Annotated in this window: 13 protein-coding genes; 7 read left to right on the forward strand and 6 right to left on the reverse strand. The window is 41.1% G+C overall.

Annotation, left to right across the window (positions count from 1 at the left end):
• Positions 1–272 precede the first annotated feature (272 nt).
• On the reverse strand, positions 273–1,775 hold the full coding sequence (gppA, locus tag AN214_RS20820; RefSeq protein ID WP_054981473.1) for a guanosine-5'-triphosphate,3'-diphosphate diphosphatase: 1,503 nt from the start codon (positions 1,773–1,775) through the stop codon (positions 273–275).
• Between the two features lie 18 nt (positions 1,776–1,793).
• Positions 1,794–3,050 (reverse strand): ATP-dependent RNA helicase RhlB, encoded by a 1,257-nt coding sequence (gene rhlB / locus AN214_RS20825; protein ID WP_054981474.1) that lies wholly within the window; start codon positions 3,048–3,050, stop codon positions 1,794–1,796.
• Positions 3,051–3,141: 91 nt separating this feature from the next.
• On the opposite strand from rhlB, the gene trxA reads away from it, so the two are divergent.
• The 3 genes from trxA to AN214_RS23285 all read left to right on the forward strand — a co-directional run bounded on the left by trxA (position 3,142) and on the right by AN214_RS23285 (position 6,249).
• A complete protein-coding gene (gene trxA / locus AN214_RS20830; protein ID WP_010562308.1) occupies positions 3,142–3,468 on the forward strand; it encodes a thioredoxin TrxA in 327 nt (108 codons plus the stop codon).
• A gap of 174 nt (positions 3,469–3,642) precedes the next feature.
• Positions 3,643–4,902: a transcription termination factor Rho gene (gene rho, locus AN214_RS20835; RefSeq protein ID WP_010562309.1), complete on the forward strand. Its 1,260-nt coding sequence runs from the start codon at positions 3,643–3,645 to the stop codon at positions 4,900–4,902.
• Positions 4,903–5,007: 105 nt separating this feature from the next.
• Positions 5,008–6,249, forward strand: a complete 1,242-nt coding sequence (locus AN214_RS23285) for a methyl-accepting chemotaxis protein (RefSeq protein WP_054981475.1) — start codon at positions 5,008–5,010, stop codon at positions 6,247–6,249.
• Positions 6,250–6,273: 24 nt separating this feature from the next.
• On the opposite strand, the gene AN214_RS20845 is transcribed toward AN214_RS23285, so the two are convergent.
• Positions 6,274–7,539 (reverse strand): Ig-like domain-containing protein, encoded by a 1,266-nt coding sequence (locus AN214_RS20845; protein ID WP_054981476.1) that lies wholly within the window; start codon positions 7,537–7,539, stop codon positions 6,274–6,276.
• A 12-nt stretch (positions 7,540–7,551) separates the two neighbouring features.
• On the reverse strand, positions 7,552–8,067 hold the full coding sequence (locus AN214_RS20850) for an outer membrane beta-barrel protein (RefSeq protein WP_054981477.1): 516 nt from the start codon (positions 8,065–8,067) through the stop codon (positions 7,552–7,554).
• A 171-nt stretch (positions 8,068–8,238) separates the two neighbouring features.
• On the opposite strand from AN214_RS20850, the gene ubiD reads away from it, so the two are divergent.
• The 4 genes from ubiD to AN214_RS20870 all read left to right on the forward strand — a co-directional run bounded on the left by ubiD (position 8,239) and on the right by AN214_RS20870 (position 11,625).
• The gene (gene ubiD, locus AN214_RS20855) at positions 8,239–9,711 is read left to right on the forward strand and encodes a 4-hydroxy-3-polyprenylbenzoate decarboxylase (protein ID WP_054981478.1); all 1,473 of its coding nucleotides are present in this window, start codon (positions 8,239–8,241) and stop codon (positions 9,709–9,711) included.
• A gap of 34 nt (positions 9,712–9,745) precedes the next feature.
• Positions 9,746–10,459, forward strand: a complete 714-nt coding sequence (gene fre / locus AN214_RS20860; protein WP_054981479.1) for an NAD(P)H-flavin reductase — start codon at positions 9,746–9,748, stop codon at positions 10,457–10,459.
• A gap of 121 nt (positions 10,460–10,580) precedes the next feature.
• Positions 10,581–10,898, forward strand: coding sequence for a hypothetical protein (locus tag AN214_RS20865; protein WP_235576787.1), 318 nt, complete (start codon positions 10,581–10,583; stop codon positions 10,896–10,898).
• 31 nt (positions 10,899–10,929) lie between these two features.
• On the forward strand, positions 10,930–11,625 hold the full coding sequence (locus tag AN214_RS20870; protein ID WP_152960827.1) for a YafY family protein: 696 nt from the start codon (positions 10,930–10,932) through the stop codon (positions 11,623–11,625).
• Positions 11,626–12,108: 483 nt separating this feature from the next.
• On the opposite strand, the gene AN214_RS20875 is transcribed toward AN214_RS20870, so the two are convergent.
• Both AN214_RS20875 and add read right to left on the reverse strand, forming a co-directional pair.
• Positions 12,109–12,507 carry a hypothetical protein gene (locus AN214_RS20875; protein WP_054981481.1) on the reverse strand — a complete coding sequence of 133 codons (399 nt, stop codon included), beginning with the start codon at positions 12,505–12,507 and terminating at the stop codon, positions 12,109–12,111.
• A gap of 716 nt (positions 12,508–13,223) precedes the next feature.
• Positions 13,224–14,219, reverse strand: coding sequence for an adenosine deaminase (add, locus tag AN214_RS20880; protein ID WP_054981482.1), 996 nt, complete (start codon positions 14,217–14,219; stop codon positions 13,224–13,226).
• Positions 14,220–14,467 lie beyond the last annotated feature (248 nt).

Below are 14,467 nucleotides of genomic sequence, written 5' to 3' on the forward strand. Positions count from 1 at the left end.
CGTATGTTACGCTTTCCTATTTTTTTGTCAACACTTAATTTTGATTATTTTCTTTTTATTTTGAAAACTTTCAAAACTCAGTTTTACTTAACTCAACCAACTCGTGATTCGTTGCTATACTGCGTCGTTCCCCGTGTTGGTGGAGGCGCATTATAGAGAAATTTGATTTGGGCGCAACCCCTTTTTTAAAGAAAAGTTGCAAATTTGGTGCGTTCGCTCATTTAGCGAACAAAAGCGGCGTTTTATTAACAAAAACGCCATATTTTGACGCTTTAGTTAACCGCTATGTGTAAAGTTTGACCACCTTTGCGCGCATACTCGCACTCGGCTTCGAGTTCGGCTTGCATTAGTGGGTGCTGGCTAAACCATATATGTGGAATAACAATTGATAAATCATTATTTGATGTAACTAACTTTAATTCAGGTAGTACGTCGTCTTTACGACGCATACTCAATATAACAGATAGACGTAATATATGGAGCAACTTAGATGTCACATCCGAAAAGCAGCCTAATGATTCAAAGTTTAACTTGTCGATATCTTCTTTGTGATACTTAACTAAAAAAACAACACGGTTTTTCTGTGCCTTGGTAAAACCTGGCATATCAGTATTCGTCATTATGTATGCGCCATGTTGACCATACTTTTTATAACCAATTAATAAGCCTGTTTCATGTAACTTTGCAGCAGCGTCCAGAATCGATAAGTCTTCATCATTCAACTGCCAATCATCTTTTACTTGCTTTGCAAATAAAAGTGCGACGTCTGCGACACGTTGTGATTGCGTTGCATCAATATGATAACGGCTGATAAAGCTTTGAACTGTACGTTCTCTAATATCGCTATTATGTAGCTCCGGGATCATGGAGTACAAGACTCCCTCCCTTAATGCACCACCAGCAAGCCCCATAACTTCAATATCTAAACTTTCAAATAATGCGATTAAAATTGAAAGGCCCGATGCAAATACAAGTTTTCGTTCTTGCATTAATCCAGGAAGGTCGAGTTTATCAATCGATTTGTATAAAACAGCTTGGTGTTTAATGGCATTCAGTTTATCAAGCGTCAGTAAATCATCTTGCCTTTGTGCAATCATGATTTCCTGAATAGCTTGAACCGTACCAGATGCCCCCGACACACTTAACCAACCAAGTTGTTTATACTCAGCCACTACAGGTGCAATAACTTCTTTTGCTGCATTTGTTGCGGCTTCGAAGTTGTCATGCGTTAACAAGCCATTTTCGAAGTACTTTTCAAGATAGGTTACACAACCCATATTTAGGCTTTTATATAACAGAGGATCAAAGCCATCGCCAATCACCACTTCTGTACTGGCACCACCGATATCAATAACCAGTTGTTTACCGAGTGTGGATGAAGTGTGCGCTACCCCTTTATAGATTGTCTTTGCCTCTTCTTCACCACTGATTACGCGAATTGGATGACCGAGAATTAGCTCCGCTTTTTCGACAAATTGCTGCGCATTTGCCGCTAAGCGTAATGTAGCTGTTGCAACAATCGTAATATTATTTTTCGGAATATCTTGAAGTCGCTCAGCAAAAAGGGACAGACATTCCCACCCTCTTTGCATAGCTTCAATGCTTAACTGGCTATTTTCATCCAGCCCCGCCGCTAATCTTACCTTTCGTTTAACACGTCCAATTGTTTGCAAGTCGCCTGCTACGGCTTTGGCTATTAACATATGAAAACTGTTAGAGCCTAAATCTATAACGGCATAACAGTTCTGATCATTTGCTTTATCAACGGTTAGCATTGATACCTCAAAAAACTACTAACTATGAGCTCTTCTTTGAGCTGGTTTATTTGAGCGTCGGTTATTTTGGTTTGGACGCTTTGCACGGTTATAACGCGGCTTTGGAATGTCGTCTAACAATGCTGTTTTATCATAATGTGATAATGGGATCGCATGGTCAATATACTCTTCAATTGGCTGAAGGTTGTACGCATATTGCTCACAAGCAAAGCTAATGGCATGACCATAAGCACCTGCACGACCAGTTCGACCAATTCGGTGAACATAATCTTCACAATCATCTGGTAAGTCAAAGTTAAAAACATGACTTACTGCATCTATGTGTAATCCACGCGCGGCAACATCGGTCGCAACTAAAAAGTCTAAATGACCATCAGTAAACTGCTTTAAAATTGAGATGCGTTTTTTCTGGTTAACGTCACCTGTAAGTAAACCTACACGGTGCCCGTCTGCTTTCATCCACTGATATACGTTTTCACACATGTGTTTTGTATTAGCAAATACAATCGCTTTATCCGGCCACTCTTCTTCTATTAATGTAAGAAGAAGTGGAATTTTATCGTCTTGAGATGTGTGGAAAAGCTCTTCTTGAATACGCTGATTAGTTTTTTGCTCAGGCTCAACCTGCACATGAATTGGATTGGTCATATGCTCAAACGCTAGCTCTTGTACGCGGTATGAAAGTGTAGCTGAGAACAGTAAATTTAAGCGCTCTGTCGCTTCAGGCATGCGACGCAGTAAATAGCGAATATCTTTAATGAAACCTAAGTCGAACATACGGTCGGCTTCATCAAGTACTACAACTTCGATATCGTTTAGGCTGTAACAGCCCTGCTTATATAGATCGATCAATCGGCCAGTTGTGCCAATTAAAATATCTACACCTTTTTCTAACTGTGCCTGTTGTTTTTCATATTCCTCGCCACCATATACAATGCCAAGGTTAAGTTTACAGTCGGGTGCAAAGATTTTTGCATCGTTATAAATCTGTAACGCTAACTCCCGAGTAGGCGCCATAATAAGCGCTCTTGGGTGTTTACTTGCCCCTTTACTATTGACCAATAAGTGGTGACAAGTCGCAGCTAAAAACGCAATGGTTTTACCTGTACCAGTTTGAGCTTGCCCTGCAATATCTCGTTTTTGTAGTGCATAAGGTAAACTTTTTGCCTGAATTGGCGTACAAAGTTCAAAGCCTTTGCGAGTAAGTCCGGCAACCACTTCCGGCGCAATATCAAAGTCGGCAAACTTTGTTTCGGTTAAATGTGTCTTATTCATAGCGAATAAGCATAACGCTTAAACTTGCAATAAGAAACAATAGTGTTTAAATACGCTATAAATAAATTCGCGAAAATTATCGGAGAACCCAATGAGCGATAAAATTATCCAACTAACAGACGATAGCTTTGAGTCTGATGTAGTTAATGCTAGCGGCCCTGTACTAGTTGATTTTTGGGCTGAGTGGTGTGGTCCTTGTAAAATGATCGCGCCAATTCTTGATGAAGTAGCAGAAGAATTTGCTGGTCGTGTAACGATCGGTAAATTAAACATTGACCAAAACTCTGGCACGCCGCCAAAGTTCGGTATTCGTGGTATTCCTACATTACTACTGTTCAAAGACGGTCAAGTTGCTGCAACTAAAGTTGGTGCACTATCTAAAACTCAACTAGTTGAGTTTTTAGAAGAGAACGCATAAGAAAAAGGCTGGTTTAACCAGCCTTTTTTCATTTTTGCACTGATTATTTTTTTATAAAGACTGGACGCTTTTAACAAGAGCTGCTATTTTCTACATCATATTTATCCTAAGTAATTATTCATTATTACTTCCACTCAAAAACCTTGAGAATAAAACATTAAAGAACCCACCAATATGCATTTACGCGAACTTAAAAATAAGTCGATTAACGAACTTGTAAAACTAGCTGAGTCCATGGGACTTGAAAATGTAGGCCGCTTAAGAAAACAAGACATCATTTTTGCCATTTTAAAAGCTCACGCAAAGAGTGGCGAAAACATCTATGGCGGTGGCGTATTAGAAATACTTCAAGATGGATTTGGCTTCCTTCGTTCTTTCGAAGCCTCTTATTTAGCTGGGCCAGATGATATCTATGTATCGCCTAGCCAAATCAGACGCTTTAGTTTACGTACTGGTGACACAATTAATGGATTAATTCGTCCGCCAAAAGATGGCGAACGTTATTTCGCACTACTTAAAGTTAATGAAGTAAACTTCGACAAGCCAGAAAACTCTCGTACTAAGATCCTTTTCGAAAACTTAACACCACTTCACGCGAACGACCGTTTACGTATGGAACGTGGTAATGGCAGTACTGAAGATATCACAACCCGTGTAATTGATTTAGCAGCGCCAATTGGTAAAGGACAACGTGGTTTATTAGTAGCTCCGCCAAAAGCGGGTAAAACAATGTTGCTACAAAACATCGCGCAGTCTATTAGCTCAAACCACCCAGAGTGTGAGCTTATCGTTTTACTAATCGATGAACGTCCTGAAGAAGTTACCGAAATGCAACGCCTTGTAAAAGGCGAAGTAGTTGCTTCAACGTTCGACGAACCAGCAAGCCGTCACGTACAAGTTGCCGAAATGGTAATTGAAAAAGCAAAACGCCTAGTAGAGCACAAGAAAGACGTAGTTATTCTGCTTGATTCAATTACGCGTTTAGCGCGTGCCTACAACACCGTAATCCCATCATCAGGTAAAGTACTTACTGGTGGTGTTGATGCCAATGCACTACATAAGCCTAAGCGTTTCTTCGGTGCAGCACGTAACGTTGAACAAGGCGGTAGCTTAACGATTATTGCGACAGCGCTTATCGATACCGGCTCTAAGATGGATGAAGTTATCTACGAAGAGTTTAAAGGCACTGGTAATATGGAATTACACCTTAACCGTAAGATTGCGGAAAAACGTGTATTCCCAGCTATCGACTTCAACCGTTCAGGTACGCGTCGTGAAGAGCTACTGACGAAAGCTGACGAACTTCAGAAGATGTGGATTCTTCGTAAGATCGTACACGAAATGTCAGAGATCGACGCAATGGAGTTCTTAATTGATAAACTTGCTATGTGTAAGACCAATGACGAATTCTTCGATTCAATGAAACGAAAGTAATTGCATCATAATTTAAAAAACGCCAGCACTTAGCTGGCGTTTTTATTTGCCCAATACAAAATCTGTTCTATAACTATTATACACTTAGAGTTAAATTTCAGATTTATGCAAATACATAAACTACTCTTTCCAAGCATAATAATTTTTGCACTGTGCTCGCTATTAATCCTGTTTTTAGTTGATGCCTCTACCCTATACTTAGTACTGCAAAGTATTATGTCGCTGGTCATTATTGGTATATTTGGGTATTGCCAAAAAAATAAAAAAGCCGACGCAAGTTTTCTAACATCCTTCTCTCAAGCAGTTGCTAACCCTACGAAAGTAAACATCAAATTTCGCTTTCAAAATAATGGCAATACAGACTACGCTGATGAATGCACCTATATTGATAACTGGCTTGAAGTAATGGACCATCTAATTACTGAGGTATATGCATCATCAGCACGGTTATATCCAATGGCAAATGAGCTAAAAGATACCTATAGCTCGATGATGCAAAAGGCAACAATGCAACATAGCCATGGCGAAACACTCGGGCAATCAATGACCGCAATGGTAGAAGTATCAGCCCAATTAGATGACAATTTAGTTTTGATTTACCAAGCGGTAACAAACGCCAACGACTCCGTTAAGCAAACACGCTCCGATGCAGATCTCAGCCAGCAAAGTCTATCATCGCTCGCAACTAAGATTGAAAAAACCGGCGAGCAACTTGAACAACTAAAAAAAGACAGCGACCAGATTACGTCGATTATTGAAGTTATCAACTCCATTGCCGAACAAACCAATTTACTTGCTCTTAATGCCGCCATAGAAGCAGCTCGCGCCGGCGAACAAGGCCGAGGTTTTGCGGTAGTGGCTGACGAAGTGCGCAACCTTGCCGCACGCACCAGCGAATCGACTAAAGAAGTTAGTGCCATGGTAAGTCGCATTCAATCTGGCACCGACTTAGTACACCAGTTAATGATGAAAGCACATGAAGAGACTCAGCAAACAGTTAATTTATCGCAGCAGGCAAATTTAGAAATAGACCAAATAGATCACGCAATGAATGAGATTCACTCGTTATCTGAACAAATACAGCAACAGGTAAAACAACAAAGAACTGCGTCAGATGATGCACAATCATCGGTTTATGCCATGATAGAATTAAATACTGATGCACTTTCAAACTCTAAAATCCAATCGGTTACCAGTGATGATTTACTTAACTTAGCCACCAGCTTACGAGAAAAGCTCGAGCTATTTGATTTTAATGACAAAGAGTGGAATATCTGTACACGAACTAAATTGCGGCGCGAGAACTCTGAAGCGCCGAGCGAGGCAGGTGAAATAGATTTATTTTAAGGAGGCTTTCGCCTCCCTAACGGTTTACTCTACAGTGACTGGGATAGCTAATGACTGCCCTTGATAGAAAACCAGTAAATTAAACTCCCCGGGTATTACATTCTCAGCCGCTTTTAACGCAAAATAAGCATCTTTTGTTCCTGCTTTTTTAATTTCGCCGGAAGCCAGATCCGTATCGCCAAGATTCCATTCAGCAAATTCCGAGACATTTAAGTCACTCGTTGTACCTTTTAAATCGGCATAAACTGTCAAATCAATCGTTTCGCCTCTAGCGAACGATAATTTTTCAACTCCGTCATTGATAGTAATGCCTTCTAATGTTGAGTCTCCCGTAACCGCAACATTAATTGATTCAGAAATACCACCACATGCAGCTATTATATCCGCAGTTCCAACAGTTAACGCTACCAAATTTCCTTTTGTCTCATCTTCATTAGATACAGCAACAACTTCTTGATCTCGGCTAAGCCAAGTGCTATTTGCACTAATATCATGCTTTGTTTGGTCTGTTAATACCAGCTCTGTCGTCAATGTAACTCGCTCAGACAGTTCGAGTTGTAATTGAGTTACAATGTCCTCTTCATTTTTAAAAGAGATACTTGAAAGTGCATCAATTGAAGCTCGGAAAATTTGTTCTTCAGATACACCGTCAGTATGTTCAGCTGTTATCGTGATATCTTGACTTTTCTGTCCATATGTTCGAAGAATACCTTTCCCAGAAATTGATGCTATATCCGATTCGTCGATTGACCAAGATAACCCAAGTGTATTAGCTTCACTAATATAGCCATCTTCATAAGTTACCTTCGCGCCCAGTTGAGCATTTAGACACATGACCACCTCGGTATCTTGCTCTTCCAGCTCTATGACTTCTAAACCGCTCGCCTTTACACCACTAATTGAAAGTTCCGTCTTATCCGCAATATCATTGATTGTTGTCGCAGTAAACTCTACAATCCCTTGGTTTTCTGACAACTCAGCAACAGCTGTTACTAAACCTTTATCTGAAATCGTAGCCACTTCAGTATTCGCTGATGTCCAAGTTACTTCTTCTGTAATATCTCTAACATCACCCTTGCTATCAGTTCCCCAGGCTTTAAGCTGACGAGACTCCCCTTTTTTGAGTCTTACGTTACCGCCTTCAAAAGTCATACTTTCAATAATTGTACCATTCGCTCTTTGCGCTTCAAGCTCGACTGCTTTAACTAATTCACTCGTATCATCTGACTCACTGCAGCCTGTGACAACAATTAAACTGGCAGCGATTAAACTATATTTAAATATGTTCACTGTATTACTTCCTTAAAACGAGTATGAAAAACCTAAAGTAAAGCCGTCAATTTTAATATCATCTTTGTCATATAAAGATTGATACCCAGCCCTTAGTTTCAATCCCTCTACCCACTGTATTCTTTGATTAAGTGCAATTCCCCATGCAAAACCGACGACAGTGTCAGTACCTGTGTAGGTATCTTCTGGTCCTTTGGTAGCTATATCGGTAGACGCATACCCTAAACTGATTTCAGTTGTTAAATCCCCTTCAGAAAGCGATTCAAACCTTAAGTAAGCACCATAGCTTTCATCAAAGTCCATATTTAATCGATACACGTCGTCATCACTCGATGAAACCATATATTGACCCTCAATATAAATCTTTCTCATTAACTCAGTGCCAAGACGAAGATTGACCATTGCAGGTTTAGATTCTTCATTAGCGATATCTAGCCTAGACGCAAAGTAATCAATGCCAACGTAGCTTTCATTTGCATGCAGTTGAGAGCTGATTGTTAAAAGAAACAGCGGAACCAAAGATTTCATAAAAATCCTTTTAATATTAGAGTTATCTCTATTCTATTGAATAAAGATAAAAAAAGCACCTGTATTGCTATAAACAAATGTAACTGATAGAAAGCCAATTGAATTGCTCCTAAGCTCGGCTAAAGGCTATAATGTCGCCAATATTAATGTCGCATGTAAAGCTCACAAACTATGAAATATAAAGACCTCAGGGGCTTTATCGAACTGCTAGAAAAGAAAGGTCAGCTAAAACGTATCAAGCAAGAAATTGATACCTACTTAGAGATGACCGAAATAGCCGACCGCACTTTGCGTGCAAAAGGCCCTGCACTACTTTTCGAAAATCCAAAAGGCTATTCTATTCCTGTACTTGCCAACCTATTTGGTACACCTGAGCGTGTTGCTTTAGGCATGGGGCAAGAAGATGTATCTGAACTAAGAGAAGTTGGTAAGCTACTCGCTTTTTTAAAAGAGCCAGAGCCACCAAAAGGCATTAAAGACGCATTAAGTCAGCTGCCCGTATTTAAGCAAGTGCTTAACATGCCACCAAAAGAAGTTAAAAAGGCACCTTGCCAACAAGTGATTATTGAAGGCGACGACGTTGATTTAACCAAACTGCCGATTCAACACTGCTGGCCAGGTGATGCTGCCCCACTCATTACTTGGGGCTTAACGGTTACTAAAGGGCCTTATAAAAAGCGCCAAAACTTAGGCATTTATCGCCAACAATTACTTGGTAAAAACAAAATTATTATGCGCTGGTTATCACACCGTGGCGGCGCACTCGATTATCAAGAGTGGTGCAAAGAGCACCCTGGTGAACCTTATCCTGTGTCTGTCGCGCTCGGCGCAGACCCTGCCACCATTTTAGGCGCAGTAACGCCTGTACCAGATACCCTTAGCGAGTACGCTTTTGCCGGTTTACTCCGCGGCAGCAAAACAGAAGTGGTTAAGTCAATTTCGAACGACTTACAAGTTCCTGCAAGCGCAGAGTTTGTATTAGAAGGCTATATTGAACAGGGTGAAATGGCACCAGAGGGGCCATATGGCGACCACACAGGTTATTACAATGAAGTAGATGACTTCCCTGTAATGACAGTCACCCACATTACGCACCGTAAAGACCCTATCTATCACAGCACTTATACTGGCCGTCCGCCTGATGAGCCTGCCATTTTAGGTGTGGCGCTTAACGAAGTGTTTGTGCCTATTTTGCAAAAGCAATTCCCTGAGATTGTGGATTTCTACTTACCACCTGAAGGCTGTTCTTACCGTATGGCCGTGGTTACCATGAAAAAACAATATCCAGGTCATGCCAAACGCGTAATGATGGGTGTTTGGTCATTCTTGCGTCAATTCATGTATACTAAGTTCGTTATTGTGTGTGATGATGACGTGAATGCCCGCGACTGGAATGATGTGATTTGGGCAATTACTACGCGTATGGATCCTGCCCGCGATACCACAATGATCGAAAATACCCCGATTGATTATCTCGACTTTGCCTCACCTGTTTCTGGCTTAGGATCAAAAATGGGGCTTGATGCCACCAATAAATGGCCTGGCGAAACCGACCGCGAATGGGGCGAACCCATCGTAATGGACGATAAAGTCAAACAACATGTTGATGAAATTTGGGATTCACTCAACATTTTAGAAAAGTAACGCAGTTAAACTTGCGTCGTGAAAAGGTTTAAAAATGCAATTAGTTAAAGCAAACGTGGTAAGCATTACTCCTTTAACAGAGTTTGTTTATAAAGTTGAACTAAAACCAAGTGAGCCAGTGTCATTTGAAGCAGGTCACTACCTGCAACTGGTATTGGGTGAAAAGGATAAGCGCGCATTCTCAATCGCAAGCCGCCCAAGCCAAACAGAGCTACTTGAATTACATATTGGTGCATCTGAAGAAAACAGTTATGCCATGCAAGCGCTGGATCACCTAAAAGAGCACTTTGCTAATAATACGCAAGCTGAACTTGAAGTTGGCTTAGGCATTTCACAACTGCGCACAGACTCTGAGCTGCCACTTGTGTTACTTGCGGGCGGTACCGGTTTTTCATACGTGAAATCAATGGCTGATCACCTCGCTGAAATCAAATCAACACGCCCTGTGTTCTTTTATTGGGGTGTACGCGATGAATCAGCACTTTACGCAAAAGAAGAAATGGAAGCATGGGCTGCAAGCCAAGCTAACTTTAACTTTATTCCTGTAGTAGAGCACGCAACTGACACATGGCAAGGTCACACAGGCTATGTGCATAAAGCAGTAATGAAAGACATTGTTTCGTTAGAGCCTTATGAAATATACATGGCAGGCCGCTTCGATATGATTGGCCCTGTACGTGATGACTTTATTAATCACGGCGCAATTCGCGAAAACATGTATGCCGATGCTTTTGCATTCATCAAGTAATAGATATCGTGATTTACTACAAGGAGCCGTTTGGCTCCTTTTTATTTTCTAACTCATTTGCTACTGACACTCCCTGACACACTCGCCTGATTAAATAGCCTCATCATTTCAAAGGAGACAAATGATGAGTAACGTAATCGAAATCGTAAACTTCAAACTAGCAGAAACCACACAACCTGAAGAATTCACAGCAGCTAATGCGGCATTGCAACAATTTCTCAATAACCAACCGGGTGTGCTATACCGCTCACTTGCCAAACAAAAAAGCGATAATATTTACGTTGATGTGGTCTACTTTGCCACCATGGCAGATGCCAAACGTGTGCAAGAAGCATTTTATGAAAATGAAATTTGCCAGCAATTTGCCAAGTTAATTGAAAAAGAAAGTGTTATTTTGGAACATTACGATGTGCTGTCACAAACCTGTTGTGATTCATAATTAACAAACAAATACGTACGCATAAGGAAACATGGTGCATAAATCTGAGCGTTTATTTCAACTGGTTAACTTGCTTAAAGGCCGCCGCCTTGCTGTAACCGCCAAACAGCTAGCCGAAAAACTAAACGTATCTGAGCGCACCATTTACCGCGACATTCAACATTTGCAAACATCGGGCGTGCCTATCGAAGGCGAAGCAGGCATTGGATACCTTATTTCAGAGTGTGACCTGCCCCCCATGATGTTTACTCTCGAAGAGCTGCAAGCCTTAATGCTCGGTAGTCGCATGGTGAGTGAGTGGACCGATCCCGTACTTGCCGATAAAGCCCATTCTGCACTCGCTAAAATCGAAGCAGTATTACCGAGTAGCTTAAAACAAAAAGTGGATGACCTGCCCTATTTAGTATCGGGCTGGAGTCACAACCAAGCGCAACAAGCTTTCACCCTTACCTTACGCCAAGGTATCGAGCAACATAAATGTGTTAATTTGGATTACACAGACGCCAAGTCGCAGATCACCACCCGCCTTGTTGAACCTTTAGGCATGGTTTATTGGGGCGGTAAATGGACGTTAATCACCTACTGCCGTTTGCGCAACGATTATCGTGAATTTCGTATAGATCGTATTCAAGCGGTTTCGCTTACGGAGCTCTCTTTTACAACCCATGGCGGTAAATCGCTAGCGCATTATGTGAAGTTAGTGCAGGAGAAATATAAGGAGTGTTAAGGACGTTGCTTTACTTTTGAAACACACCTTTGCAAAAAGTGAAAAGACCTTATCGCTGTTTTGCTTGATAGACATCGTAACTAAATAAATCCAACTAAAGAGAAAAGTCTCAACTTATTTATAGAATTAAAACTGGTTTGTCGCGCTTGCGACAGCAGCCAAAGGGCGGCTTGCGCCGGCCTCCCTTTGGAATCCCTCTGCGCCCAAAAATCAAACTAATTCTTCAAGCAAAATTTAAATGTGACATAAACGCCATGAAGCAACGCGCTAAACATCCCTGTACGCTTTCCAGCTCGAAGTCCTTTTCTCGCGTTCATAGCTAGCCGAACTTCGTTCGTCTCAAGGCGCTATTCACCCATTCCTACATGGCTTGCTCGACCGCTTCGCTCCCTGTCTCGCATTATTCATTTAAACTCCGCTTTCAGGTTTGATTAATGGGTGAAAGGTGACAACGTAATTATTTATTTTACACTCGACTAAATACTAGCTATTTACTAAATGCGGCTCTTTATTTGTTTCAATAACCCTGCGAATCGTTGCACCACCAATGCTTTCGCATGTTTTCCCATTATTAAAGTCAATTTTCGCAGCTTCGCCTCGAACTATCGGACGAACAAGCCGCCAAGGCCAAAAACCGAAGCGCTGAGAACCTATATAATTAACCACCGCATTAGCACCTAAAGAATTAGCTTCCTTCCCGAACGCAGGCAAAATGTCTGTTACACTGCCGTAAGAACCCTTCGCAATTTTAATTCGTTTGATACTCTCAACCTGAACATCGGTGCTTGGCTGCCCCGTAACCAAGCAAATATCCATCACATCATTGGCAGCTACAGACATAGAACCCAACATTAACGCGCTAATTAAACCAAATTTTTTCATTAATATACTTCTTTTTATACTTATCAGTTGTTATCGCTCATCTTTAAATTCATGTCATGAGCCTCAACTATTCTTAAAAACCTTGATCTCCAGCGGTCATAACTCTCAACCCGACACCTCAAAATGCCCATTGATAACAAAAGGTTAAGAAGTAATTTCCCGAAAATCCAACGAAGTGCGTATTAAACTATAAAAGTTACCGCTATAACAAATAAAATAATGTTTAATAATTGTAGAATTAATAATGAGTTATAGGTTAAGGAATTATCGACTAGGGTGTAACTAAAAAACGAGTTAAACCTGACTAAGTACTAAAAATAAAGCCTGTCTGTCACATTAGCGAAAGCAGCCAAAGTTGAAAAGCAACCGAAACAAAATTTCACAGTGTTTTGAAATGAGATCAGGGATGACCGATGTCACACATCTTCTTGGATGAATTCTAACGCCACTATTAAAAGCGCCGGCCTCCCTTTGGAATTCCCGGCGCCCAAAAATAAAGTTGACTCTTCAATGAAGTCCATGTTGTACATGGACGTTGCTTCATGGCGTTTATCTTTAAATTCAAAATTGATGTGAGGAAAAGTTTGATTTTGCGGTCGCCTTTCTTTTGGTTACTTTATCTTTGGCGAAGAAAAGAAAAGTAACATAAAGCCCAAGGAAGGGCTTTTTAGGAGTGCAGGGAGGCGTGTGTTATTTTGAAAAATGACGCTATAGTGTTACGCGTATTTCCCCATTAACACTTTACGCTCGCTATCACTTAAAAACGCAATTTGTAATGCGTTCTTTTGTGCTGTTGTGATTTCTGCTTGAGTTAAGCCAGCTTGAGGTGCTACCACCTCAAATTCGTGGCGAATTTCAATATTACTTACACTTGGGTCGTCGGTATTAATGGTAGCTAAAATACCGTGTGCTAAAAATTGCTTTAGTGGGTGCGTGGCCATTGACGCAACCGTGCTGGTTTGAATATTGCTGGTTAAGCACGATTCCACACCAATTTGGTGATCGCGTAGGTAATCCATTAACGCGGCATCTTCAATCGCTTTAACACCATGGCCTATACGCGTTGCTCCTAGCTCTTTAATAGCGTGCCAAATGCTTTCGCTGCCTGCGGCTTCACCAGCATGCGTAGTGATTTGTAAACCAACATCGCGCGCTTGTTTAAAATGGCCTTCAAATAAGTTACCTGGGAAACCAAGCTCGTCACCGGCTAAATCTAGTGCAATAAGTTCATTTTTGTGCGCCAGTAAGCCATTAAGCTCTGCTTGGCATGCTTCAACACCAAAGGTACGCGATAAAATACCAATTAACTTTGCCTGCACGCCTGTTTCGCGGCTACCCGTTTTTACGCCGTCAATTACCGCGGCAACAACGTCCGCAATATTCAGGTTGTGGGTTTGCGCCATGTAAAATGGGCTAAAACGCAGCTCAACATAATCAAGCCCCTGCCCTTTAGCATCAAACATATTTTCATAGGCAATGCGGCGGCATGCGTCTAGATCGCCGAGCACTTTTACACCCCAATCCAGCTTTTGTAAAAAGCCAAGTAAGTCAGGCTCATTTTCAATTACTTGCACATGCGGGCGCAACGACTCGACATCGCTTGCTGGCAAATCCATATTAAATTTTAGGCCAAGATCTAAAATGGTTTCTGAGCGAACATTTCCATCAAGGTGACGGTGTAAATCAAGAAGTGGAAGAGTTGAATCGATCATGGCTTGACCCTTAAAAATTTAAAATTGCGCGGATTCTACGTAGTTTAGCTATAAAAGCAAGGATTGCTTAGGACATAGGTCCTCGCTTGGGTAAAAATACAAATATAAAAAAAGCGCCCATCGGCGCTTTTTAATTATAACGTTAAGTTTTTAACCACGTTATACCAATTCACTTAAGTAGCTAATCATCCTAGCGGGCTAAATATCATGCTAACTGCGTTAGAATTTATCAATGTAGAACAACTACA

The organism is Pseudoalteromonas sp. P1-9, from assembly GCF_001399975.1.
Classification (GTDB): domain Bacteria; phylum Pseudomonadota; class Gammaproteobacteria; order Enterobacterales; family Alteromonadaceae; genus Pseudoalteromonas.

Bases quoted from the DNA above. Each gene is read 5' to 3' on its own strand.
- trxA (WP_010562308.1), top strand. From the start codon at position 3,142: ATGAGCGATAAAATTATCCAACTAACAGACGATAGCTTTGAGTCTGAT.
- AN214_RS20865 (WP_235576787.1), top strand. From the start codon at position 10,581: ATGATGAGTAACGTAATCGAAATCGTAAACTTCAAACTAGCAGAAACC.
- add (WP_054981482.1), bottom strand. From the start codon at position 14,219: ATGATCGATTCAACTCTTCCACTTCTTGATTTACACCGTCACCTTGAT.
- AN214_RS23285 (WP_054981475.1), top strand. From the start codon at position 5,008: ATGCAAATACATAAACTACTCTTTCCAAGCATAATAATTTTTGCACTG.
- AN214_RS20870 (WP_152960827.1), top strand. From the start codon at position 10,930: ATGGTGCATAAATCTGAGCGTTTATTTCAACTGGTTAACTTGCTTAAA.
- AN214_RS20850 (WP_054981477.1), bottom strand. From the start codon at position 8,067: ATGAAATCTTTGGTTCCGCTGTTTCTTTTAACAATCAGCTCTCAACTG.
- ubiD (WP_054981478.1), top strand. From the start codon at position 8,239: ATGAAATATAAAGACCTCAGGGGCTTTATCGAACTGCTAGAAAAGAAA.
- AN214_RS20875 (WP_054981481.1), bottom strand. From the start codon at position 12,507: ATGAAAAAATTTGGTTTAATTAGCGCGTTAATGTTGGGTTCTATGTCT.
- fre (WP_054981479.1), top strand. From the start codon at position 9,746: ATGCAATTAGTTAAAGCAAACGTGGTAAGCATTACTCCTTTAACAGAG.
- rhlB (WP_054981474.1), bottom strand. From the start codon at position 3,050: ATGAATAAGACACATTTAACCGAAACAAAGTTTGCCGACTTTGATATT.
- rho (WP_010562309.1), top strand. From the start codon at position 3,643: ATGCATTTACGCGAACTTAAAAATAAGTCGATTAACGAACTTGTAAAA.
- gppA (WP_054981473.1), bottom strand. From the start codon at position 1,775: ATGCTAACCGTTGATAAAGCAAATGATCAGAACTGTTATGCCGTTATA.